The 23,302-nt window shown below is 71.7% G+C and carries 20 protein-coding genes; 14 read left to right on the top strand and 6 right to left on the bottom strand.

Features of this window, described 5'->3' with window-relative positions; translation table 11 throughout:
* Positions 1-104: 104 nt before the first annotated feature.
* The 7 genes from IE272_RS19345 to IE272_RS19315 all read left to right on the top strand — a co-directional run bounded on the left by IE272_RS19345 (position 105) and on the right by IE272_RS19315 (position 8,551).
* On the top strand, positions 105-2,126 hold the full coding sequence (locus IE272_RS19345) for an outer membrane protein assembly factor BamB family protein (protein ID WP_190007354.1): 2,022 nt from the start codon (positions 105-107) through the stop codon (positions 2,124-2,126).
* A gap of 71 nt (positions 2,127-2,197) precedes the next feature.
* Positions 2,198-3,328, top strand: coding sequence for a substrate-binding domain-containing protein (locus tag IE272_RS19340; RefSeq protein ID WP_268254180.1), 1,131 nt, complete (start codon positions 2,198-2,200; stop codon positions 3,326-3,328).
* A 114-nt stretch (positions 3,329-3,442) separates the two neighbouring features.
* On the top strand, positions 3,443-4,747 hold the full coding sequence (locus tag IE272_RS19335; protein WP_057661367.1) for an ABC transporter substrate-binding protein: 1,305 nt from the start codon (positions 3,443-3,445) through the stop codon (positions 4,745-4,747).
* Between the two features lie 272 nt (positions 4,748-5,019).
* Positions 5,020-5,916 (top strand): carbohydrate ABC transporter permease, encoded by an 897-nt coding sequence (locus tag IE272_RS19330; RefSeq protein ID WP_050357545.1) that lies wholly within the window; start codon positions 5,020-5,022, stop codon positions 5,914-5,916.
* On the top strand, positions 5,913-6,812 hold the full coding sequence (locus IE272_RS19325) for a carbohydrate ABC transporter permease (protein ID WP_007449227.1): 900 nt from the start codon (positions 5,913-5,915) through the stop codon (positions 6,810-6,812). Before IE272_RS19330 ends, IE272_RS19325 begins: the two co-directional genes overlap by 4 nt.
* A gap of 21 nt (positions 6,813-6,833) precedes the next feature.
* Complete coding sequence (locus tag IE272_RS19320) at positions 6,834-7,844, top strand: hydroxyacid dehydrogenase (protein WP_229897349.1); 1,011 nt, start codon at positions 6,834-6,836, stop codon at positions 7,842-7,844.
* Positions 7,845-7,870: 26 nt separating this feature from the next.
* The gene (locus IE272_RS19315) at positions 7,871-8,551 is read left to right on the top strand and encodes a ThuA domain-containing protein (protein WP_050357543.1); all 681 of its coding nucleotides are present in this window, start codon (positions 7,871-7,873) and stop codon (positions 8,549-8,551) included.
* Between the two features lie 37 nt (positions 8,552-8,588).
* Here IE272_RS19315 and IE272_RS19310 read toward each other — a convergent pair whose 3' ends face one another.
* The 5 genes from IE272_RS19310 to IE272_RS19290 all read right to left on the bottom strand — a co-directional run bounded on the left by IE272_RS19310 (position 8,589) and on the right by IE272_RS19290 (position 15,123).
* The gene (locus tag IE272_RS19310) at positions 8,589-9,527 is read right to left on the bottom strand and encodes a dihydrodipicolinate synthase family protein (protein ID WP_190007352.1); all 939 of its coding nucleotides are present in this window, start codon (positions 9,525-9,527) and stop codon (positions 8,589-8,591) included.
* Positions 9,524-10,531: an oligopeptide/dipeptide ABC transporter ATP-binding protein gene (locus IE272_RS19305; protein ID WP_190007351.1), complete on the bottom strand. Its 1,008-nt coding sequence runs from the start codon at positions 10,529-10,531 to the stop codon at positions 9,524-9,526. The genes IE272_RS19310 and IE272_RS19305 overlap by 4 nt, the downstream gene beginning before the upstream one ends.
* Positions 10,528-12,501 carry a dipeptide/oligopeptide/nickel ABC transporter permease/ATP-binding protein gene (locus tag IE272_RS19300; RefSeq protein ID WP_056699305.1) on the bottom strand — a complete coding sequence of 658 codons (1,974 nt, stop codon included), beginning with the start codon at positions 12,499-12,501 and terminating at the stop codon, positions 10,528-10,530. The genes IE272_RS19305 and IE272_RS19300 overlap by 4 nt, the downstream gene beginning before the upstream one ends.
* A 1-nt stretch (position 12,502) precedes the next feature.
* Entirely contained in the window at positions 12,503-13,453 is a 951-nt protein-coding gene (locus IE272_RS19295; RefSeq protein ID WP_050357539.1) for an ABC transporter permease, read from the bottom strand.
* 74 nt (positions 13,454-13,527) lie between these two features.
* A complete protein-coding gene (locus IE272_RS19290; RefSeq protein ID WP_050357538.1) occupies positions 13,528-15,123 on the bottom strand; it encodes an ABC transporter substrate-binding protein in 1,596 nt (531 codons plus the stop codon).
* 164 nt (positions 15,124-15,287) lie between these two features.
* Between IE272_RS19290 and IE272_RS19285 the strand changes: the two genes are divergently transcribed.
* The 3 genes from IE272_RS19285 (at position 15,288) to IE272_RS19275 (ending at position 18,698) form a co-directional block, all read left to right on the top strand.
* On the top strand, positions 15,288-16,019 hold the full coding sequence (locus IE272_RS19285; RefSeq protein WP_050357537.1) for a FadR/GntR family transcriptional regulator: 732 nt from the start codon (positions 15,288-15,290) through the stop codon (positions 16,017-16,019).
* A gap of 171 nt (positions 16,020-16,190) precedes the next feature.
* Positions 16,191-17,207 (top strand): acetylxylan esterase, encoded by a 1,017-nt coding sequence (locus IE272_RS19280; RefSeq protein ID WP_050357536.1) that lies wholly within the window; start codon positions 16,191-16,193, stop codon positions 17,205-17,207.
* 51 nt (positions 17,208-17,258) lie between these two features.
* Positions 17,259-18,698 carry a sialidase family protein gene (locus IE272_RS19275; RefSeq protein ID WP_050357535.1) on the top strand — a complete coding sequence of 480 codons (1,440 nt, stop codon included), beginning with the start codon at positions 17,259-17,261 and terminating at the stop codon, positions 18,696-18,698.
* Here IE272_RS19275 and IE272_RS19270 read toward each other — a convergent pair.
* Positions 18,641-19,399, bottom strand: coding sequence for a FadR/GntR family transcriptional regulator (locus tag IE272_RS19270; RefSeq protein ID WP_050357534.1), 759 nt, complete (start codon positions 19,397-19,399; stop codon positions 18,641-18,643). The genes IE272_RS19275 and IE272_RS19270 overlap by 58 nt on opposite strands.
* 173 nt (positions 19,400-19,572) lie before the next feature.
* On the opposite strand from IE272_RS19270, the gene IE272_RS19265 reads away from it, so the two are divergent.
* The 4 genes from IE272_RS19265 to IE272_RS19250 all read left to right on the top strand — a co-directional run bounded on the left by IE272_RS19265 (position 19,573) and on the right by IE272_RS19250 (position 23,249).
* Positions 19,573-20,532, top strand: coding sequence for a dihydrodipicolinate synthase family protein (locus IE272_RS19265; RefSeq protein WP_050357533.1), 960 nt, complete (start codon positions 19,573-19,575; stop codon positions 20,530-20,532).
* On the top strand, positions 20,529-21,473 hold the full coding sequence (locus IE272_RS19260) for an ROK family protein (protein WP_050357532.1): 945 nt from the start codon (positions 20,529-20,531) through the stop codon (positions 21,471-21,473). Before IE272_RS19265 ends, IE272_RS19260 begins: the two co-directional genes overlap by 4 nt.
* On the top strand, positions 21,470-22,183 hold the full coding sequence (locus tag IE272_RS19255) for an N-acetylmannosamine-6-phosphate 2-epimerase (RefSeq protein ID WP_050357531.1): 714 nt from the start codon (positions 21,470-21,472) through the stop codon (positions 22,181-22,183). Before IE272_RS19260 ends, IE272_RS19255 begins: the two co-directional genes overlap by 4 nt.
* A 139-nt stretch (positions 22,184-22,322) precedes the next feature.
* Positions 22,323-23,249, top strand: coding sequence for an AEC family transporter (locus IE272_RS19250; protein WP_050357530.1), 927 nt, complete (start codon positions 22,323-22,325; stop codon positions 23,247-23,249).
* Positions 23,250-23,302: the final 53 nt, after the last annotated feature.

The raw sequence follows: 23,302 nt of genomic DNA, 5'->3' as shown, positions 1-23,302 counted from the left end.
GGCCTGTCCTGACCCGGGCCGGACCTGTCCTGACCCGGACGGGACCCGCGCACTCGATACACCCCTCCCCGCACCCCACACCCCACACCCCCCATGGAGTACAGATGACCCATTTCCCTTCCCCGAGCAGGCGCCGACTGCTCCAGGCCGGTGGCGCGTTCGGGCTGGCGGCGGCCGCCGGATCCCTCCTCGCCCCCCGGGCCGGGGCGGCCGGGCCCGCGGCGGCCTCGACGACGGTGACCGATCTGGGGCCCGGTCTGGTCCAGTTCTCCCTGATGAGCGGGCTGCTGGTCGGCGACACCGTGTACATCGGGTCGCGCAACATGCAGCCCTCCAGCGTGATCGGGTTCCATCTGCCGAGCCGCACGGTGGTGTCCCGCACCGCCCTCGATGCGGGGCCCGAGCCGTCCGTCCAGGCGCTCGCGGCGGACCCCACGGGCCGCTACCTCTACATCGGCGTCCTGGTCAAGGCCGACCGGGGCGGGCCGAACCTCTACCGGTGGGACCTGAAGACGCCCGAGACCCCCGCCGTGGCCATCGGCAGGACCGAGGACCGTGACATCCGCGATCTGGCGGTGGCCCCCGACGGCACCGTCTACGCCGTGGGCGGCGTCCCGGGGAAGGCGCCCTCCCTGTGGGAGTACGACCCGGCCACCGGGGCGGTCACCGGCCGCGGCGTACCCGACCCGAAGGCGACCCTGGCCAGGGCGGTCGCGGCCTCGGACACCACGGTCTTCTTCGGGGCGGGCAGCGTCCTCGCCGGTGGCGGCGGAGCGAGCAAGGCCTCCCTGTACGCCTTCGACCGGAAGACGCACGCCTTCACCCCGATCGTGCCCAAGGAGATGGAGAAGGACCCCAGCCTGCGGGAACTCGCCGTCGTGGACGGTCATCTGGTCGTCGGAACCTCGGGCGGGGTCGACCCCGCGAAGCTCGCCGTGATGGACCTGGACGACCTGTCCTCGTACACCGTCGTGCCCACGAAGGGCACGGTCGTCAAAACGCTCGCCGCCGACGCGGACCGTATCTACTTCGCCTCCGACGCGGGCCTCCACGCCTACGGGAAGGCGGACCGGACGCTCTCCCCCGTGGAGTTCGACGGGCCGGACCTGGGCGAGATCTGGGGCCTGGACCACGTCGACGGGAAGCTGGTGGTCGTCTCGGCGTACGGATTCGTCGCCGAGATCGACGTGGCGGCACGTACGTCGGTCGTCACCGATCTGCACGAAGCGGGCGCGGAGGCCGGTCCGCAGGCGGGCATGGGGATAGCCGCCGGTGCCGGATACGTCTACCTCGGCGGCAACGGCGCCATCTCCCGGCGCGACCTGAGGACCGGCGAGGTGGTCAACCTGCCGGCGCCGGGTGAGGCGAAGGACGCCGAGGTGATCGGGGGCGTCCTGTACACCGGCCAGTACAACGCTCAGGGCATCTGGCGCTACGACCCTTCCCGGTCACGGGATCCGCGGCAGGCCGCGAGCTTCCCCAGCGAGCAGAACCGGCCGCTGGACACCTCGTGGGACCCGGAGAACAGGCTGCTCCTCGTCGGGGTCCAGTCCGACACCGAGGGCGGAGGCGCCCTGTGGACCTACTGCCCGAGGACGGGCAGGAAGGCCTCGTACGTCAACCCGATCGACGACGTCCAGCTCGTCCGGGCGGTGGTCAACCGGGACGGCGTCGCCTTCCTGGGCGGTGACAACGCCTCCAAGGAGGGCCCGCGCGCCACCGTCGTCGCCCTCGATCCGGTCACGGGCAAGGAGCGGTGGCGCCTCGACCCCCGGCAGGCGGCGGGCGTGGCGGCCCTGGCGGTGCAGGGCCGGAACCTCTACGGGCTCACGACCAGGGGCGCCCTGTTCGTCGTCGACCTGCGGACCAGGCAGGTGGTGCACACCGCGGACGTCAGCGCCGTCAGCAAGGGGTTCGCCGCCATGGTCACCCATCGCGGCGCGGTCTACGGCGTCTCGGACACCACGCTGTTCCACTTCCACCCGAAGACGTTCGCCGTCAGGACGGTCGTCGCCGGGATCAACGGTGCCTGGTACAGCGGCCCCCACATCAACGTTCACGGCGGTCTGCTCTACACGCTCCGCGGGCACAACCTCGTCGCGGTCGACGACAGGCCCTCGCACTGAACCGCCGCCGTTCGGGTGATCCGGCGTTCCAGGCCGATGTTGACCTTTGATTGATATCTTTCGGTTGTCGAGTGAAGGGCTGTGACTCACTCGCTACCGAGAGGGGACTAAAGGTGTTGGCTGACGAGCGGCGGGAAGCGATTCTGCGCGCTGTGGAGCGCCAGGGGTCGATCACCGTGAAGGAACTGGCCGAGGAGATGGGCGTTTCCGCCGTCACCCTGCGCCAGGACGTCCGGGAGCTGGCCGGCCGAGGGTTGCTGACCCGGGTGCACGGCGGTGCCAGGGCCCTGGCACCGGCGGGCCCCGCCCCGGCCGAGACGCCCGCAGCCGCCGAACCGTCCGCGACGGAGCGGTACGCCGTCGGGCTGGTGGTGCCCCCGGGCGGCTACTACTACGCGGAGGTCATCCGGGGAGTCCAGGACGCGGCCCGCCCGCTCGGCGTCCGGGTCGTGCTGGCCGTCTCGGGGGAGTCCCTGTCGGAGAACCAGGAACAGGTCCGCCGGCTCGTGGCCGGGGGCATCGACGGGCTGCTGCTGATGCTGCACCCGGGGCTGCGTCCGGTGGACGAGGCCGAGCAGTGGCTGAGCGGCCTGGAGGTGCCGGCCGTCCTGGTGGAGCGCAGGGCGGGGATCAAGGCGGGCAGGCTGGAACAGGTGGCGTCGGACCACGCCTACGGTGCGGCGCTGGCGGTACGTCACCTCGCCGGGCTCGGGCACGACCGGGTGGCCCTGGTCGCACGGGTCGAGAGCCCCAACACGGCTCATCTCAGCGCTGGTTACGCCGAAGCCGTGGAGTCCATGGGGCTCCGGCCGGGACCGGAGTACCGCATCGTCACCGGCGCCGACGCGGCCCCGGCGGACGGGCGGTTCGACGAGGTGGTCCGGGCCGTGGAGGCAGGCGAGGTCCGGGCGGCGCTGGTGCACAACGACATCGACGCCATCGCGCTCGTCGGCATCCTGCGCGCGCGGGGGCTGCGGGTGCCGGAGGACCTGGCCCTGGTCACCTACGACGACGAGGTCGCCGAGCTGAGCGAGACGCCGCTCACCGCGGTGGCCCCGCCCAAGCAGGCCGTGGGGGCGTGGGCCCTCGACCTGGCGGTACGGCGGCTGTCCCGGCCCGACACGCCCCAGGCGGAGATCCTGCTCCGCCCCGAGCTGCGGGTACGGGCGTCCTGCGGCGCCCGGCGCCGGGCGAGCGCCTGAGCAAGTGATGCATCTGCTTTCGTTTCCGAAAAAAACGAAAGCAGATGCATTGACTCGATGTCGTACGTAACGAATGATTGCTGTGACACCCAAGCAAACGATCGGTGGCACATCATGTTTCGTAGACGGCTGACAGCGCTGGTCTGCTCCGTCGCGGCCCTCGGCCTGCTCGCCACGGGATGTGGAGACTCGGACGGTGGGACGCCCGCGGCGGAGAAGGGCACGGGGAAGATCACCTTCTGGTCCTTCGTCAAGGGCTCCGACAAGGTGGCGGAGGCCTTCAACCGGTCCCACCCGGACATCGAGGTGACCTTCGAGGCGGTGCCGTCGGGCCAGGAGTACTACTCCAAGCTTACGAACGCCGTGAAGGCCGGGACCGTCCCCGATGTCGCGGTGGCCGAGTTCGCCCAACTGCCCGAGTTCGCCACGCAGGGAAAACTGGAAGGCCTGAACGACCGGCTCGGCCCGCTGGTCGAGGACCATTTCCCCGAGGCGACACGGGAGTTGGTCCAGTTGGGGGGCGAGACCTGGGGTGTCCCCCGTGACGCCGCCCCGCTGATGATGTTCTACCGGAACGACTTCTTCACGTCCCACGGGATCGACGTCCCCACGACCTGGGCCGAGTACCGGACCATGACCGGACAGGTGAGGAAGGCGGATCCGAAGGCCCGCGGCGGAGTCCTGTACACCGACAACCCCGGCCTGCTGACCGCCCTCGCCCAGCAGGCCGGATCCCAGTGGTTCGACACGGAGAAGGACGCCTGGAAGGTGTCGCTGACCGACGCGCCCTCCCGGAAGGTCGCCGACTACTGGGGCGACCTCGCCGGCCAGGACCTCGTCCACTCACTCAGCTCGCTCGACCCGTTCTGGACGAGCGTCCAGCAGAACCGGACCGTCGCCTACGTCTGCGCGAGCTGGTGCGCCGGAGCCCAACAGGCCACCGTCGCCGACCAGAAGGGCAAGTGGTCCGTCGCCCCGGTCCCCACCTGGGACGGCAAGCCGGCGTCCGCCATGTACGGCGGCTCCTCCTTCGTCATCCCGAAGGGCGCCAAGAACAGCGCTGCCGCCGCCGAGTTCATCAAGTGGATCACCACCGACCCCGAGGGCATGAAGGCGTGGGTCTCCACCGGCACCAGCAGCATGTTCCCCGCCGACCCCCGCCTCGTGCCGGTCACCAAGTCCGCCTTCCCCACCGACTACTTCGGCGGCCAGGACATCTACGCCGTGGGCAGCGAGTCGTACAAGTCCATCGTGCCGGGCTGGACGTGGGGTCCCGTCATGGGCACCACCAACACCGCCGTCGTCGACCGGCTCCCCAAGGTCGCCGACGGCGGGACGAAGCTCATCGACGTCCTCGCCGACGCCCAGCGGGCCACCGTCGAGGACATGGAACGTCGCGGGATGAAGGTCGCCCCTTAAGGGCTGTCCCGCGATTCCCGGCGGGCGCGCGACGACAGCTACGGCACCTCGCCGCGTTGTCGGAACATCCCCGTACATCCAGTACGCGGACGTCCCTCCGCCTTGCGATGCACCGCATCTGACGCCGCGCACTGTTCCACCGGGAATCGCGGGACACCCCTTAGGGGCGTTCCGGACGCCGAACCACAGGTGAGCCGATGCCCGCCCCACCCGGCGGGGCCGGCATCGGCCCACTCCCCGCACCTTCCCGCTCTCCTCGAGAAAGGCCCGGTATGACAAGCCCGTCAGCCCGCGCCCAGCGCCGTACCGCCGCGCTGCTTCTGGCACCGTTCTTCGTTCTCTTCACCGCCGTCACCATCGCCCCGCTGGTCTACGCGGGCTGGATGAGCCTGTTCACCACCCGCACCTCCGGCCTCGGCTTCGGCGGCGCGGAAGAGGTCTTCGCCGGAGTCGACAACTACGTCCAGGCGTTGTCCGACCCCGCGTTCCGCGGCGGATTCGTCACGATCGCCGCGTACGTCGCGGTCTACATACCGGTGATGATCGGCGGCGCACTCGTGCTCGCCCTGCTGCTGGACACGGCGCTCGCCAAGGCGCGGGCCTTCTTCCAACTGGCCCTGTTCCTCCCGCACGCGGTGCCCGGTCTCATCGCGGCGCTCATCTGGGTCTACCTGTACACGCCGGGCCTGAGCCCGGTGACCGACTTCCTCGCCTCCGGCGGCCTCGACATCGACTTCCTGTCGGCGGACAACGCGGTGTTCTCCGCGGCGAACATCGCCGTCTGGGAGTGGATCGGCTACAACATGGTCATCTTCTACGCCGCGCTCCAGGCGGTGCCGGGCGAGACCCTCGACGCGGCGAAGATCGACGGAGCCGGCGGCATCCGCACCGCCCTGTCGATCAAGGTGCCGATGATCCGCCCGGCCATCGCCCTCGCCGTGCTGTTCACCGTCATCGGATCGGTCCAGCTCTTCACGGAGCCGAAGGTCATCTACAGCGCCTCCAGCTCGATCGGCAGCAGCTGGACACCCAACATGTTCGTCCAGACCGCCGCCTTCACCCACAACAACTTCGGTCTGGCAGCGGCCGCCTCGCTGCTCATCGCGCTGTTCGCCGCGGTGCTGTCCTTCCTCGTGACCCGTTTCTCGCGCAGCAGGAGCAAGCCGTGACCCAGCCCACGACACGCACCGCCCCGGCCCCGCGCGGCCCGGGCAGGCGTCCCTCGGTCCTGCTGTCCAAGGCCGGCGTGACCGCGATGCTGGGGCTCGCCGCCCTCTACACCCTCCTGCCGATGCTCTGGCTGGTCCTCTCGTCCACCAAGAGCCGTCAGGACCTCTTCGCCACGAACGGCTTCGCACCGGGCGACGACTTCGCGCTCCTCGACAACCTCCAGTACCTGTTCGAGGCCGACAACGGCATCTTCCTGCGCTGGCTGCTCAACACGGTCCTGTACGCCGGCGTAGGCGCGCTGCTGGCCACGGTGTTCAGCGTGGCCGCCGGGTACGCGTTCGACAAACTGGACTTCCCCGGCAAGGAGAGGATCTTCTCCCTCGTCCTGCTCGGCGTCATGGTGCCCGGAACCGCGATGGCGATCCCGCTGTACCTGATCGCGGCCGAGGCCGGTCTGGTGAACAGCTTCTGGGGCGTGTTCATCCCCGGACTCGTGTTCCCGTTCGGGGTCTACCTGGCCCGGGTCTTCAGCGCGTCGTACGTCCCCGGCGAGGTCCTCGAAGCGGCCCGGGTGGACGGGGCGGGCGAGTTCAGGACCTTCTGCCGGATCGCCCTTCCCATGGTCGCGCCCGGCTTCGTGACCATCTTCCTCTTCCAGTTCACCCAGATCTGGAACAGCTTCTTCCTGCCCCTGGTGATGCTGTCCGACGAGGAGCTCTTCCCGGTCAACCTCGGCCTGTACGTGTGGTATTCGTCCGCGCTCTCCCAGGGCCACCCGCAGGACTACCTCCTGGCGATCGTCGGATCACTGGTGTCCGTGGTCCCCCTGGTCGTCCTCTTCCTGATGCTCCAGCGGTTCTGGAAGTCCGGCATGACCGCCGGCGCCGTCAAGTAGGCCCCCGTCATGAGGATCCCCATGCCTTCCACCCCGCCCCGCCCGCGCGCCCTGTTCGCCATGGCCCGCCGGCACCGCGACGCCCTCTTCACCCCGGCCGCGGTCGACCGGCTGACCCGCCATGTCGACATCGACCCGCACCTGGTCGCCGAGACCTTCGACGGGGTGCCGGACCCGGCGGCCGTCGAGCTCCTGATCACGTCCTGGGGATGCCCCCCGCTCGACGCCGCCGCCCTCGCCCGCATGCCCGGGCTGAAGGCCGTCGTGCACGCGGCGGGCAGCGTCAAACACCATGTGACGGACGCCTGTTGGGACCGGGGCATCCGCGTCTCCACCGCGGCCGCCGCCAACGCCGTACCCGTCGCCGAGTACACGCTCGCCGCCATCCTCTTCGCCAACAAGCGGGTACGGGAGATCGGCGGGCTCTACCGCGAACACCGCGCCGCCCTGGACTGGGCGGCGCACTACCCCGGCTTCGGCAACTACCGCCGGACGATCGGCCTGGTGGGCGCGTCCCTGGTGGGCCGCAGGGTGCTGGAGCTGCTCCGCCCCCACGACCTCGACGTCCTGCTGGCCGATCCCCACCTCGACCCCGCCGGGGCCCGGTCGATGGGCGCCCGGCTCGTCGGGCTCGACGAGATGCTCGCCGTCTGCGACGTCGTCTCGCTCCACGCGCCCGCCCTGCCCGAGACCCACCACCTGCTCGACGCCCGCAGGCTGTCGCTCCTGCGCGACGGCGCCACCCTCGTCAACACCGGCCGGGGCTCGCTCGTCGACACCGACGCCCTCACCGCCGAGGCCTCGTCGGGACGCATCCACGCCGTCCTGGACGTCACCGAACCCGAGGTGCTGCCCGCCACGTCGCCCCTGTACTCGCTGCCGAACGTCCTCCTGACCCCGCACATCGCCGGGTCGCTCGGCGGCGAGCTCCAGCGCATCACCCGCAGCGCCCTGGACGAGGTCGAACGCTACTGTGCCGGCGAGGAGTTCGCCCACGCGGTGACCCGCGCGGCCCTGACCACCTCGGCCTGATCCCGCGCGAGAACCGGAGTAACCGCATGCCCCCGACCGGCCACCTGTCGGACGTCCTCGTCTACACCCGTACGACGGCCTACCGGCACGACTCGATCCCCGCCGCGCGCACCGCGTTGCGCGAACTGGGTGAAGAGGAGGGCTTCACCGTGGAGACCTCCGAGGACCCCGCGGTCTTCACCGACGCCTCCCTGGCGGGACGCGGAGCGGTGGTCTTCCTGTCCACCAGCGGCGAGGTCCTCACCGAGGACGGACGGGCCGCGCTCCAGCGGTGGATCACGGACGGCGGCGGCTTCATGGGCGTCCATTCCGCCGCGTGCACCGAGTACGACTGGCCGTACTACGGCGAACTGCTCGGTGCGCGCTTCGGGGGCCACCCCGCGTTCCAGCCCGGCACCGTGCTGGTCGAGAACCGGAACCATCCGGCGACGGCCCACCTGCCGGCGCGGTGGGAGTGGAGCGACGAGTGGTACGACTTCCGGACAGGCCCGCGCCGCCCGGGCGTGCGGGTCCTCGCCACCGTCGACGAGACCGGTTACGAGGGGGGCGGCATGGGCGCCGACCACCCCCTGGTCTGGTGCAAGGATTCCGGGGCGGGCCGCTCCTTCTACACGGCACTGGGCCACGCGGACGAGGCCTACAGCGACCCCGCCTTCCGCCGCCACCTGCTGGGCGGCCTGTGCTGGGCCGCGGGCGTGACCGCCTGACGCCCGGCACGGGCCGCCCAGCAGGTGGCCATGCCCACTACCGGGCCAGGGAGAGCCCCGCCAGCTCCAGGCAGGCCGCGATCGAGGCGGTCTCCGCCTCGTCCAGGCGGCGCATCGGCGCGCTCATCACGTTGGTGTCGATGATGCCGCGCAGCATCAGGGCCGTCTTGAACGCCCCCAGCCCCGCGGCCGTCGCCGAGGCCGTGCCGGGGCGGGCCGCGCGGACGATGTCGAACAGGCCGACGAGCCGGTCCTGTTCGGCCCTGGCGGTGTCCCAGTCACCCTTCACGGCCGCCTCGTGCAGCCGCACATAGCCGTGCGGGTCCACATTGCCCAGGCCGGGCACGGAACCGTCGGCGCCGCTCAGCATCATCGCGTCGACCACCAGCTCGTGGCCCGTGAGCACCGAGAACCCCGGAAGGTCACGGGCCCCGATGACAAGGCGCCGGAACGAGCCGTCGTCCCCGCTGGAGTCCTTCACCCCGGCGAGCACCCCGTCCGCCGCGAGCGGCAGCAGGAGCTCCGGGTCCAGCTTGCTGTGGACGCAGACCGGCACGTCGTACGCCAGGAGCGGCAGGTCCACGGCCGCCGCAAGCTCCCTGAAGTGGCGGTCGATCTCGGTGACATGGGTGCGCGTGTAGAAGGGAGCGGTGGCCACGACCGCGTCCGCGCCCAGGGCCGCCGCGGCACGGGCCCGCTCGGCGGCCCGGTCGGTGGTGGTCTCGATGGCTCCGACGAGGACCGGGACCTGACCGGCCGCCGTCGCGGTGATCACCTCGATGACCTCGTCCTGCCGGCCGGGTGTCAGGTAGGCCGTCTCGCCCGAACTTCCCAGGGCGAACAGGCCGTTGGCCCCGCCGTCGAGGAGATGGCCGACGACCCGTTCCAGGGAGGCGCGGTCGAGCTCGCCGTCGGCCGTGAGCGGGGTCACGACGGGCGGGATCACTCCGGAGTACAGGGGGGAGGGGGCGGTCATGCGGTGCTCCTTGCGGGCGGTACGGAGGTCCGGTCCCCCGAGGGGGAGACGGAGTTCTGGGGGTGGACGCAGTGCCAGCGGTGTTCGGCGGGGCCGGACGTGGCCACGGGGAAGACCTCGGCGCACGCGTCGTCGGCCTTCCAGCAGCGGGTGCGGAACGGGCAGCCGGTCGGCGGGTTGGTGGCGGAGGGCACGGGGCCCGTGAGCACGATGCGTTCCGTCGCCTCCAGCAGGCTGGGCGTGGCGGAGAGCAGCGCGTCGGTGTACGGGTGCCCGGGGGAGCCCGCCACGTCGGCGGCCCGGCCCTCCTCGACGATGCGGCCGAGGTAGAGGACGGCGATGCGGTCGGCGAGGTAGCGCACGGTCTGGATGTCGTGGCTGATGAACACCATGCCCAGGCCGAGGCGTTCGCGCAGGTCGACCAGGAGGTTGAGCACCTGGGCGCGTACGGAGACGTCGAGCGCGGAGGTCGGTTCGTCGGCGACGATCAGCTCCGGTTCGAGGGCCAGGGCGCGGGCGATGGCGACGCGCTGGCGCTGGCCCCCGGAGAGCTGCCCGGGCAGGGCGGCGAGGGTGTGGCCGGGCAGTCCGACCAGGTCGAGCAGCTCCTCCACCCGGGCCTCGCGCGCCTCCCGCGTGCCCCGCCGGTGCACGTCCAGCGGATCGCGGAGGATCTGCCGGACCGTGAGGCGGGGGTTGAGGGCGGTCGCGGGGTCCTGGAAGACGACGCCGACGGCCGAGCCGAAGTCGTCGCGCCGCTCCGCGCCCGACATCTTCCACAGGTCGCGCCCGTGGAAGAGGACCTCGCCCTCGGTGGGCTTCTGCAGTCCGGTCAGCACGCGGGCGAGCGTGGACTTGCCGCAGCCGGACTCCCCGACCAGGCCGACGATCTCGCCGCGCTCGACCTTCAGCGTGGCGTCGGTGAGCGCGTGGACGGCATCGCGGGAGAAGATCCCGCCGCTGCGTGCCTTGTGGCGTACGTGGACGCCGTCGAGCCTGATCACAGGGCGCTCCCTTCCAGTTCCTCGGCGGTCGTCCTGGCCGGGTGGTGGCAGGCGAAGCCGTGGTCGTCCGTGGTGCCGCGCGGGGTGAGCGCGGGTGTCGTGGTGCGGCAGAGGTCGGTGGCGGCTCCGCAGCGCCCGGCGAAGCGGCACCCCTCGCCGAAGCCCTGGGGTGCGGGCACGACGCCCCGGATCTGGTGGAGCCGGTTCGCGCCGGCCTCCAGGGAGACGACGGAGCCGAGGAGGCCGCGGCTGTAGTGGTGGGCGGGGCCGGTCAGGACGGACCGGGTGTCGCCGACCTCGGCGAGGCGGCCCGCGTACATCACGGCGACCCGGTGGGAGAGGTCGCCGACCAGGGCGAGGTCGTGGGAGACCAGCACCATGGCGAAGCCGAGCTCGTCGCGGAGCTTGATGAGGAGTTCGACGACCTGCGCCTGGACGGTGACGTCGAGGGCGGTGGTCGGCTCGTCCGCGATCAGCAGGCGCGGGCTGCGGGAGAGGGCCATGGCGATGAGGACCCGCTGACGCTGTCCGCCGGAGAGTTCGTGCGGGTAGCTGCGCAGCGTGCGTTCGGGGGAGAGGCCGACGAGTTCGAGGAGCTCGGCGGGGGTCTGCGTGGAGCCGCGCGAGGTCAGCTGCTTCAGCTGGGTGCCGACGAGCACGGAGGGGTTGAGGGAGGAGAGCGCGTCCTGGTAGACCATCGCGATCTCGGGGCCCATCAGGGCGCGACGCTCCTTGGGCGGGAGCTTCAGCAGGTCCCGGCCCCGGTAGAGGATCTCGCCGGTGACCTCGGCGTTGCGGGCGAGGAGGCCCATGACGGCGAGGCTGGTGATGGACTTGCCGCAGCCGGACTCGCCGACCAGGCCGAGGGTCTCGCCCTCGTGGACGGTGAAGTTCAGCCGGTCGACGACGGGGATGTCGCCGTAGCGGTCGGGGAAGCGGATCGCCAGGTCGCGGACGACGAGGAGCTCCTCGGCGTCCTCGCGGACCGGGGTGATGGTGGGCTCGGTGGCGTTGATGTGCCGGGCGAGCTTGGCGAGGGCGGCGTCGATGTCGACGGTGGCGGCGGCCTCGACCGGGTCGGGCGTCGTGGTGGCGGCGGGCGCGGGGGAGGTGCGGGCGCTCCTGGGCGCGGCGGAGGCGTCGGTGAGCCCCTCGGAGAGGATGTTGAGCGCGAGGACGGTGACCAGGATGGCCAGGCCCGGGAAGAAGGTGGCCCACCAGCCGCCGGCCAGGAGGATCTGCCGGCCGTAGGCGAGGACGCTGCCCCAGCTGGGGTCGGGGTCCTGCACGCCGGCCCCGATGAAGGAGAGGCTGGCCTCGAAGATGATCGCCTCGGCGACCATGACGGTGGCGAACACCATGACCGGCGCCATGCAGTTGACGGCGACGTGGCGGAGCACGATGTACCCGCGCCGGGCGCCGATGACCTTCTCGGCCGCGACGTAGTCCTCGCCGTACTGCGCGAGCACGTTGGCCCGGACGACGCGGGCGAGCGAGGGGGTGTAGACGAAGGCGATGGTGAAGATGATCACCGGGACGCTGGTGCCGAACACGGCGACCAGGACGGCCGCGAGGGCGATCGGCGGGAACGACATCACGACGTCGAGCGTCCGCATGACGGACTCGTCGCCGAGCTTGCGCGAGGTGGCGGCGATCGAGCCGAGCACGGCGCCGGCGATCAGTGCGACGGCGGTCGCGCCGAGGCCGATGACCAGCGAGTAGCGCGATCCGTGCACCACGCGGGCGAAGACGTCGCGGCCGGCCCGGTCGGTGCCGAACCAGTGGTCGGCGCTCGGGGCCTGGACGGGGGTGCCGGTGGTCAGCGGGTCCTGGGTGAGGAGCGGGGCGAGTACGGCGCCGAGGATGACGACGACCAGAACGCCGAGGGCGACGCGGGAGGTGACCGGCAGGGCGCGGAAGGCGATGCCCGGTCGGGAGAGCTTCTTGGCCAGACGGCCCGTGGCGAACATGTCACACCGTCCTGATGCGCGGATTGACCAGCAGGTAGAGCAGGTCGACGATGACGTTGACCACCAGGAAGGCGATGGCGATGGTCAGTACGGTGCCCTGGACCAGGGCGACGTCGCCGCCGGTGACACCTTCGAGGATGAGTTTGCCCATGCCGGGCAGGTCGAAGATCGCTTCGATGACGACGGCGCCGCTGAGCAGATAGCCGACCTTGACGCCGAGCACGGTGAGCGGGGTGACCAGCGCGTTGCGCAGCACCGAGCGGATCACCAGGAACACCGGCAGGCCGTTGCCCTGGGCGGTGCGTACGTAGTCGCGGTCGAGTTCGGCGACCATCGAGGTGCGGACGAGCCGGGCCAGCGACGCCGCGACCGGCACCGCGAGCGACACGGCGGGCAGGGCCATGGTGGTGAGCCAGCCACTGAACGAGTCGGCGGGGTTGGTGTATCCGCCGGTCGGGAAGATCCGGGTGTTGAGCGCGAACTGCTGGATGAGCAGGACGCCGAGCCAGAACGAGGGGATGGCGACCCCGGCCATGGACAGCACGCGGAAGAGCTGGTCGGGCCACCGGTCGCGGTACATCGCGCCCAGGACTCCGCCGATGACGGCGAGGGTGACCGCGAGGAGCAGCCCGAGGAAGGTCAGTTGGAGGGTGAGCGGAAACGCCGCGGTGATCCGGTCGATCACGGGCTGGCTCGGTGGGACGGTCATCCCGAGGTCGAAGTGGAGCAGTTGGCCGAGGAAGTCGAAGTAGCGGATCGGCAACGGGTCGTTGAGCCCGTTGGCCTCCGCGAAGGCTTCCCTGGCCTCAGGACTGGCGCTCTCCCCGAGCGCGTTGTAGGCCGGGTCGGCCGGCGAGAACTGCAGCACCACGAAGACCAGCAGTGCGATGCCGAGAATCATCACCGGCATCATCGCGACGCGGCGCAGCGCGAGCCGGAGAAAAGCAACCATCGTCGGGTTCCTTGCGATCGTGCGGAGGGCGGGTCCGGGCCGCCGGGGAGGTGGCGGCCCGGACCGGGCGGACGTCAGGCGCGGCCGACGCCCACGAAGGACAGGCCCGTGGTGGGCAGCGGCTTGAAGCCGGGGAGCGCCTTGTCGTTCCAGGCGGTGGGCAGCTTGCGGTGCAGGATCGGGTAGAGCGCGGCCTCGTCGGCGACCAGGTCGGTGATCTCGCCCCACAGCTGCTTGCGCGTCGCCTCGTCGGCGGCCCGGGCGGCCTTGTCGAGGAGCTGCTTGACCTTCTTGTACGCGGGGGAGCCGGCCCACGCGTAGCGCTTCTCGGGCCAGAAGCCGTAGTAGAACCAGCGCATCAGGAGGTCGACGTCGTTGCCGAAGACCGAGGGGTCGCCCGGGGCCACCATGACCTCGAAGTCCCCGCCGTCGACCTTGGCGTACTGGGCGGCGGACTGGGCGATGTTCAAGGTGGCCTCGATGCCGGCCGCCGCCCAGCTCTCCTTGAGCAGCGGGGCGATGTCCTTGACCCAGCCGGTGTCCGTGGTCAGCACGGTGAACTTCAGCTTGCCCACGCCCGCGTCGGCCAGCAGCTTCTTCGCCTTCGCCACGTCGTGGGTGTAGGCGGTGGCGGCCTCGTGGTGGTCGGGGTGGGTGGTGGGGACGTAGCCGGTGGCGGCCGTCGCGTTGCCGACCATCGCGGTCTTGATGATCTTCTCGGTGTCGAGGGCGTAGTGCAGGGCCTGGCGCACCCGCTTGTCGGCGAAGCGCTTGTCGGCCGTGTTGAACATCAGGAAGAGGAGGCCGAAGGACTGCACGGACTCGGTCTTCGTGGTGGCGGAGAGCCGCTGGACGTCGATGTACGGGACGTCCTCGATGGCCTGGACACGGCCGGACTCCATGGCGCTGACGCGGGCCGACTGGTCCGACATCAGGCGCCAGATCATCTTCTGGGCCCTGGCCGGGTGCGGGCCGTTGTACTTCGCGTACTTCTCGAAGACGATCTTGTCCTCGCGGGTCGCCTCGACGAACCGGTACGGCCCCGAGCCGACGGGCTTGGCGTCGAAGCCCTTGACGTCCGCCTCGACGATCTTCTTCGGCACGATCCGCGCCACGGCTATCCGGGAGGGGAAGAGCGCGAAGGCGTGACGGAGCTTGAACTCCACCGTCTTCGCGTCGACCGCCGTGACCGTGTCGATGAACGGCACGAACTGTGCCATCAGCGACGCGTTCTTCTCGTCCAGGATGCGTTCGAAGCTGAACACGACGTCCTCGGCGGTGACCGGTGATCCGTCGTGGAAGGTCGCGCCGTCGCGCAGGGTGGCGCGGTAGGTCGTCGCGTTGATCTTCTTCGGCATCTCGGTGGCGAGCGCGGGGCGCGCCACGAGTGTTGCGGGATCGAGATCTACGAGCCCCTCGAAAATGTGCATATTGGCGGCGTACGGGGTGGCGCCCGACGTGATCATCGGGTCGAATCCGGTCGAGAGGGGATACGACAGACCCGCCTCGATGGTGCCGTTGCCATCGCCCTTCGCGGCCGCTCCGTCGGCGGTCGAGGAGGGCCCGCCGCAGGCCGAGAGGCCTGCCGTGATGGCGGCTGCCGCGCCGAGGGCACTGGTGTAACGCAGGAAGGTGCGGCGCTCGACGCCGGCTGGCCTCAGCTCGGGCACGGGTCCTCCAAGGGACGTTGGTGAGGAATGGGTGGAGAACGGATTTTCGAAGGCTATCGGGACGCCTCAGCGGCGTGAGCATCAGACGTCAGATGTCTGATGCCTTGATAGCGTGGGAACGTAGCTTGACAATCGAGAGGGGTCAAGAGGTGGGGAGTTCACCTATGTCCGGCGCGAGACCCGGTCGCACCCTGTTGCGGCAGGAGGTCGTCGAGGGCATCAAGCGGTACATCCTCGACGAACGGCTGCGCCCGGGGGACCCGTTGCCGACGGAACCGGCCCTGTGCGAGGCGCTCGGCGCCAGCCGCTCCAGCGTCCGGGAGGCCGTCAAGATTCTCGCCGCCCTCGACATCGTCGAGGTCCGTCACGGCCACGGGACGTACGTCGGCCGGCTGAGCCTGTCGGCGCTGGTGGAGAGCCTCACCTTCCGGGGCCTGCTCTCGCCCGACGACGACTTCCAGGTGATGGCCGACCTCGTCGACGTGCGCGAGCTCTTCGAGCGGGGCATGGCCGACCGGATCATCTCCTCGCTGGACGCCGGGGAGCTGGACCGGCTGGACAGCCTGGTGGCGACCATGCGCGAGACCGGTGTGGGCGACGGGCACGGCTTCGTCGCGGCGGACCGCGCCTTCCACGCGCTGCTCGTGGCGCCGCTCGGCAACGATCTGATCGGGCAGCTGTCGATGGCCTTCTGGGACGTCTACACGATCGTCGCGCCGCATCTGCAGGGCTTCACGCACGCCGACGAGGCCGAGACCGTCGCCGCCCACCAGAACATCGTGGACGCGGCCCGCGCGGGCGACGTCACCGCGTTCCTGAAGGCCCTCGGCGAGCACTACGCCCCGGTCAGGCGCCGGATCGCCGAAGCCAGGGCCTGCGGGGAGGGCAAGGGCTGATCGAGGCCGCCGGGCTCCCGTCCGCGCTCCCGTCGGGCCTCCGGGACGGGGGCGCGGGGCGGCCCGGCCCTTGACGGGCGGCCCACGGCTCCCTACGGTCTGGTTTGCCATCAGGACATCTGACGTCTTCTGTCCTGTCGCTCACCTCGTCGCCTCCAGGAGGGCACCGCCATGCCGTCGGCCGATCTCACGCTCGCGGAATGCCGCGCCTACCGGCCCGAACTGCCGCTTCCCGACGGGTTCGACACCTTCTGGTCCGACACCCTGGACGAGAAGGCCCCCGGCGGCGCAACGGACCGGCAGCCGCGGTTCGACCGGTTCGACCGGGTCGACAGCGGGCTGGTCCAGGTCCGCACGTACGACGTGAGCGTCCCCGGATACGACGGCCGTCCCGTACGGGGGTGGCTGCGGATGCCCGCCGGGTCCACCGGGCCGCTCGGCTGCGTCGTGGAGTTCCTCGGGTACGGGCGCGGCCGGGGTCTCGCCCACGAGCAACTGATGTGGGCCTGCGCCGGATACGCGCACCTGGTCATGGACACCCGCGGCCAGGGCTGGTCCTCGGCGACCGGCGACACCCCCGACACCGACCCCGGATCGGCCGGCGCCGTGCCGGGCTTCCTGACCCGGGGCGTCGAGAGCCCCGGAACGCACTACTACCGGCGGGTGTTCACCGACGCGGTCCGGTGCGTGCAGGCGATGCGCGAGCACCCCGAGGTCGACCCCGCCCGCATCGTGGTGACCGGGGTCAGCCAGGGCGGAGGCATCGCGCTGGCCGTGGCCGGGCTCGTGCCGGGGCTCGCCGGAGTGATGCCGGACGTGCCGTTCCTGTGCAACATCCCCCGGGCCGCGCGGATCGCCGCGACACCCCCGTACACCGAGATCGCCGCCTACCTCCGGCTCCACCGCGACCGCGTCGAGCCGGTGTTCCGCACCCTGTCGTACTTCGACGGGGCCCACCACGCCACCCGGGCCACCGCCCCCGCACTGTTCTCCATCGCGATGGCGGACGACATCTGTCCGCCCTCCACCTGCTTCACGGCCTACAACCGGTACGCGGGCCCCAAGGAGGTGCGCGTCTACGAGTTCAACGGGCACGAGGGCGGCACCGAGCACCACCGGGCCGAGCAACTGGCCTGGGTGCGCGCCCTGTTCGCGGGCCTCCCGGCCGGGCAGGCCGACCGCGCCTGACCACGGAACGCTCCATCCGCACGTCTCCCCTCACGAGAAGAGAGATCGTCCATGCAGCGCAGAGTCACCGTCGCCATGCTGTCAGCCGCCCTCCTGGTGGCCACCACCGCCGGCACCGCCCACGGCGCACCGGCCGCCGCCCCCGGCGAACTGACCTCCCAGGACATAGCGACCCAGGGCGTCGGATCCCCCCACTACCGCATCCCCGCGCTCACCACCTCCGTCAAGGGCACGGTGATCGCCGCCTACGACACCCGCCCCACGCTCGGCGACCTCCCCGGCAACCTCGGCGTCGTCGTACGGCGCAGCACCGACGGCGGCACCACCTGGGGGACCCAGCAGGTCGTCCGCAAGGAGGCGGCCCCCAAGGGCTTCGGCGACCCCAGCCTCCTCGTGGACCGCACGACCGGCCGGATCTTCGTCTTCTACGCGGGCTCCGTGAACCAGGGCTTCTTCGGCTCGGGCACCGGCAACGACGAGAGCGACCCGGACATCCTCCAGGCCGACTACAGCTACTCGGACGACGACGGCGTCACCTGGACCCACCGCCGCATCACGAAGCAGATCAAGAACCCCGCCTGGGCCGGTATGTTCGCGGCCTCCGGCGAAGGCATCCAGGTGCGCCACGGCGCGTACAAGGGGCGGCTGATCCAGCAGTACGCCATCCGGAACAACGGCGCCAACTACGCTGTCAGCGCCTACAGCGACGACCACGGCGCGACCTGGGCGATGGGCAACCCGGTCGGACCGGGCGGCGACGAGAACAAGACCGTCGAACTCAGCGACGGCCGGATCATGCTCAACAACCGCTCCGCGCCCTACCGGACCGTCGCGTACTCCAGCGACGGCGGCGTCACCTACACGCCGTTCACCCAGGACACCAACCTGCGCGACCCGGCGAACAACGGCTCGGTCATCCGGTACGCCCCGGACGTCCCCGCCTCCCACCCCCAGGCGCCCTGGCTGCTGTTCAGCAACACCGACAGCACCGCACGGAAGAACCTGACCGTGAAGATGTCCTGCGACAACGGGAGGACCTGGCCGATCCGGAAGGTCGTCAACCCCGACAGCGCCGCCTACTCGACGCTGACCCGGCTGCCGGACGGCCGGCTCGGGCTGCTCTACGAGCGCGACGACTACCGGCACATCACCTACTCCTCGTTCGACCTGAAGTGGCTCGGCGGCACCTGCGCGGACATCACCATCACGCCCCCGGCCGCGCTGAAGGCGGGGACGGCGACGGAGGTGACCGTGCGGGTCGTCAACCGGATGGACGTCACCCGCAACGCGGGCACGCTCGACCTGACCGTGCCTGCCGGCTGGGCGACCCGGCAGGTGGCGTTCCCGGCGCTCCGGCCCGGTGAGGGCGCGAACATCAAGGTCCCGGTCACGATCCCGGCGGGCACGTCCGGCGCCGCCGAACTGACCGTGACCTACAGGGCCGACGGCAAGCAGGCGTCCGGAAGCCGGTCGGTGACCGTGACCCCGTAGCCGCCCCCGGCCGGGCGCCGCTCCAGGCGGGAGCGGATGCCGTCGAAGTGGGCGCGCATCGCCGACGCCGCCAGGACCCCGTCGCCCGCCGCCACCGCCACGACGATCTCGTGGTGCTGGCGGCAGGTGGTGACGGGGTCCTGGTGGCCGTCGTCCGTGCTCGTGCGCACCCGGTCCATCGCCGCCCAGAACGCGTCCAGCACCTCGCTGAGCAGGTGGTTGTCGAGCGAGGCGTAGAGCGCCAGATGGAACGCGCGGTCGGTCGCCCGGGCTACCCGGCCGTCCCGGGCGGCCTCCGCCTCCATCGTGGCGACCAGACTCCGCAGCACCGCCAGGTCCTCGGCGGGAATGCCCGCGCTGACGGCGCCGACCAGCCCGGTCTCCAACGCCTCGCGCACCTTCATCAACTCCAACAGCCCCGGCTCGCCCCGGCCGTGCCGCACGACCGCCCGGAAGGCCAGTCCTTCGGCGAAGGGCGTCAGCGAGAGCGAGCCGACGAAGGTGCCGAAGCCCCGTCGGATCTCCACGACGTTCATGGCCTGCAGCGCCTTGAGGGCCTCGCGCACCGAGACCCGCCCGGCGGCGAACAGCTCCATCAACTCGGGTTCGGTGGGCAGCGGATCGCCCGGACCGAGCCCCCGGTCCAGGATCAGTTCCTTGATCCTCCGCTCGATGTCCTGCGCCATGGTGGGGCGGGCCACAACCGTCCTCCTGAGGTGTCGTCGGCCGCCGCGGCCTCTTGACCGGCCGCCGGGGCATCGGCTTAAGGTAAGCCAAGACGTAAGACATCTTACGTCTCATGTCCTGGTCTCGTCCTCCCTTCCGGGCGAAAGGCGAAAGACCGGCGTCCCGAGCGAGCTGGAGCTCTCCCACCATGTCCCTGACCGCACCGCTGCGCGGCGTCGTACCGCCGGTCTGCACCCCGCTCGACGACCGGGGCGAGGTCGACACCGCCTCCCTCGCCCGGCTCGTCGGCCACCTCGTCGACGGCGGAGTGCACGGCCTCTTCGCCCTCGGTTCGACCAGCGAGGTCGCCTACCTGACCGACGACCGGCGAGCCACCGCCCTGAAGGCCGTCGTCACCGCCGCCGCCGGACGGGTCCCCGTACTCGCCGGGGTCATCGACACCACGACCCCCCGGGTGCTCGCCCACGCCCGGACCGCCGCGGAACTGGGCGCCGACGCCCTCGTAGCGACGGCGCCCTTCTACACCCGCACCCACCCCACCGAGACCGCGCGGCACTTCCGCAGGCTGCGGGCGGACGTCGACCTGCCGCTGTTCGCCTACGACATCCCGGTAGCCGTGCACTCCAAGCTCTCCACCGCCCTGGTCCGCGAGCTGGCCGAGGACGGCACCCTGGCCGGCCTCAAGGACAGCAGCGGCGACGAGGGCGGGCTGCGCAGGCTCGTCGTCGCGCTCGGCGGACGCGAGGGCCGGGCGCAGGGCCCCGTGCCGCACTTCAGCGTGCTGACCGGATCCGAACTCACCGTGGACGCCGCCCTGCTGGCCGGAGCCGACGGCGTCGTCCCCGGACTCGGCAATGTCGATCCGGCCGGCTACGTACGGCTGTACGACGCCGCGCGAGCGGGCGACTGGGCGCTCGCCGCCCGCGAACAGGAGCGGCTCGTCGAGCTGTTCGCCATGGTCGACGTCGGCCCCGAGCAGGAGATGGGCCGCAGCTCGTCGGCGCTCGGATCCTTCAAGGAGGCGCTGCGGCTGCTCGGCGTCATCGATCGCGGCGCCACCGCCTTCCCGCAGATCCCGCTGTCCGCCGCGTCCGTCGCATCCGTCGCGGAGCGGCTGCGCGGCGCCGGACTGCCGCCGGTCCGATGACCGGGCGGACGACCGGAGCCGTGGTCATCGGCCTCGACCTCGGGGGCACGAAGATCGCGGCGGCCCTCTTCGCCCCCGACGGCGCGGTGCTGGCCCGGCACACCCGGGCCACCCCCGCCCGGGAGGGCTCCGCCGCCGTGCTCGACGCGCTCGCCGCGGCGGCGGCCGAGGTGGACCCCGACGGCCTGGCCTCCCTGATCGGCATCGCCGCCGCCGGGGTCGTCGACCCCCGCAGCGGCATGGTCACCAGCGCCACCGACTCCATCCGGGGCTGGGCCGGCACCGCACTCGGCGCAGGCCTCGCGGACCGTACGGGTCTGCCGGTGGCCTGCGACAACGATGTGCGCGCCACGGCGGGACCCGAACTCACCGCCCTGGCCGACAGCCGGGGTTCGCTGCTGTACGCGGCCGTCGGCACGGGGGTGGGCGGCGCCCTCGCCGTCGACGGGCGGATGCTGCACGGCGCCGCCGGGATCGCCGGGCACCTCGGCCATCTGCCCAGCCCCGAGGCGGCCGGACTGCCCTGCACCTGCGGCGCCACCGGACACCTGGAGGTCATCGCCTCCGGCCCGGGCATCACCGCCCACTACGCACGGCTCACCGGCACCCGGCCCGACCGGCTCGAAACGGTCGCCGCCCGCGCCGCCGAGGGAGAGCAGGCCGCCGTACGGGCCATCACCACCGGGGCGACGGCGGCCGGCCGGGTCCTCGGCGGCCTGGCCAACGCACTCGGCCCCGACCGGGTCGTCGTCGGCGGCGGGGTCCCCCGCATCGGCGCGCTGTACCGCGACGCGCTGGCCACGGCCTTCGCCGCCGAACTGATGCCACCCCTGCGGGGACTCCACCCCGAACCCCCGCTCCACGGCGGGGACGCCGCCGTACGCGGCGCGGCGGCCCTGCCCGCCACCCTTCCCCTCCACCGTCCGGGAGCACACCGATGAACGCACAGGATCTGGCCGCCGCACTCCGGGGCCGGCTGATCGTCTCCTGCCAGGCGCCCCCCCGGGACCCGATGCGCGAGACCGCCACCCTCGTCCGCCTCGCGCTCTCGGCGGCCGCCGGCGGCGGCGCCGCGATCCGCGCCAACGAACCGGAGGTCGTCGCCGCGATCGTGGCGGCGGTGGACCTGCCGGTCATCGGCCTGTGGAAGGACGGCGACACCGGGGTGTACATCACCCCGACCGTCCGGCACGCCCTGGCCGTCGCCGCGTCGGGCGCCGCCGTGGTCGCCGCCGACGCCACCGACCGGCCGCGCCCGGACGGCTCCACCTTCGCCGAGCTCGTCGCCGCCGTGCACGCCGCGGGCGCCCTCGTCATGGCCGACGTCGCCACCCTCGCGGAGGGGATCGCCGCCGCCGGACACGGGGCGGACTTCGTCTCCACCACCCTGTCCGGCTATGTACCGGGGACCCCGAAGCAGAGCGGACCGGATCTGGACCTCGTGGCGTCCCTGTCGGCCGCGATCTCCGTACCCGTCGTCGCCGAAGGGCGCGTCAACACCCCCGAGGAGGCCGCCGAGGCGCTCGCCCGCGGCGCCCACAGCGTCGTGGTCGGCACCGCCATCACCGCACCCACCGCCCTGACCGCCCGCTTCGTCGGCGCACTGGCAAACGGACCGGGCGACGGCGCGGGCGAAACCGCCCGGGGCTGACCGGCAGGCGGTGGCCCACCGGGTCGCGCCCCACCCCGCCTCGGGGGCGCGACCCCAGGTCTGAGACGCTGTCCGGCACCTGACCAGGTGTTCCACCCGTCCGGCCGCCCACCGCAGCTGATCCACCCGCAAGGAAGACATGCAGGGAGTCCTCACCGGCTTCACGGTGATCGCCACCGTCATCGCCGTCGGGTACGTCATAGGCCGCCGCGGATATCTGGGACAGGACGGCCGCACCGTGCTGACCCGGCTGGCCTTCAACGTGGCGACCCCGGCCCTGCTCTTCACGATGCTCGCGGGCGCGGACCTGTCCGTCGTCCTGTCGACACGTCTGCTGGTCACCGCGACGGCCACGGCAGCCGCGGCCGGCGTCTTCGTCGTGGTGGCCGGGCTGTTCCTGCGCTGGGACGCCGGACGGGTCACCATCGGCGCCCTGTGCTCCAGTTACGTCAACGCCGGGAATCTCGGCATCCCCATCGCCGTCTACGTCCTCGGGGACGCCTCCCTCGTCGCCCCGGTGCTGCTCCTCCAGCAGATCGTGGTGACCCCGCTGGCCCTGACCGTCCTCGACCTCGGCCGCCCCGGAGAACCGGTCTCGGTCCTCCGGCGGCTGACCACCCCGCTGCGCAACCCGATGGCGATCGGATCGCTGGCCGGCGTCGCCGTGGCCGCGTCCGGCCGGACCCTGCCCGGACCCCTGCTGGAACCGCTCGTCCTCATCGGCAACATGTCGGTCCCCGCGGTCCTCCTCGCCTTCGGGATATCCCTGTACGGCGGCGAGCGCCCGGGCCGGGGGGAGGACCGGGGCGCGCTCTACCTGTCCGCCCTGCTGAAGACGGTCGCCCAGCCGGTCGTCGCCTGGGTCGTCGGCGCGGGGCTGTTCGGTCTGCGGGGCGAGGCGCTGCTGGCCGTCGTCGTGATCGCCGCTCTCCCGGCCGCCCAGAACCTCTTCACGTACGCCTCGCACTACGGGGTCGCCGAGCGGTTCGCCAGGGAGTCGATCCTGCTGTCCACCCTGCTCTCGGTCCCGGTGCTGATCACCGTCGCCGCGCTGCTCGGGCGGTAGCCCCGTCCACCGGGTATGACGCAGACCACTCCCAGGTGAGAACCCGCGGGCCC

Source organism: Streptomyces anulatus, from assembly GCF_014650675.1.
Lineage (GTDB): Bacteria > Actinomycetota > Actinomycetes > Streptomycetales > Streptomycetaceae > Streptomyces > Streptomyces anulatus.
Note: the sequence above shows the minus strand (reverse complement) of the source record. Positions and strands in the feature narration are given on the sequence as shown.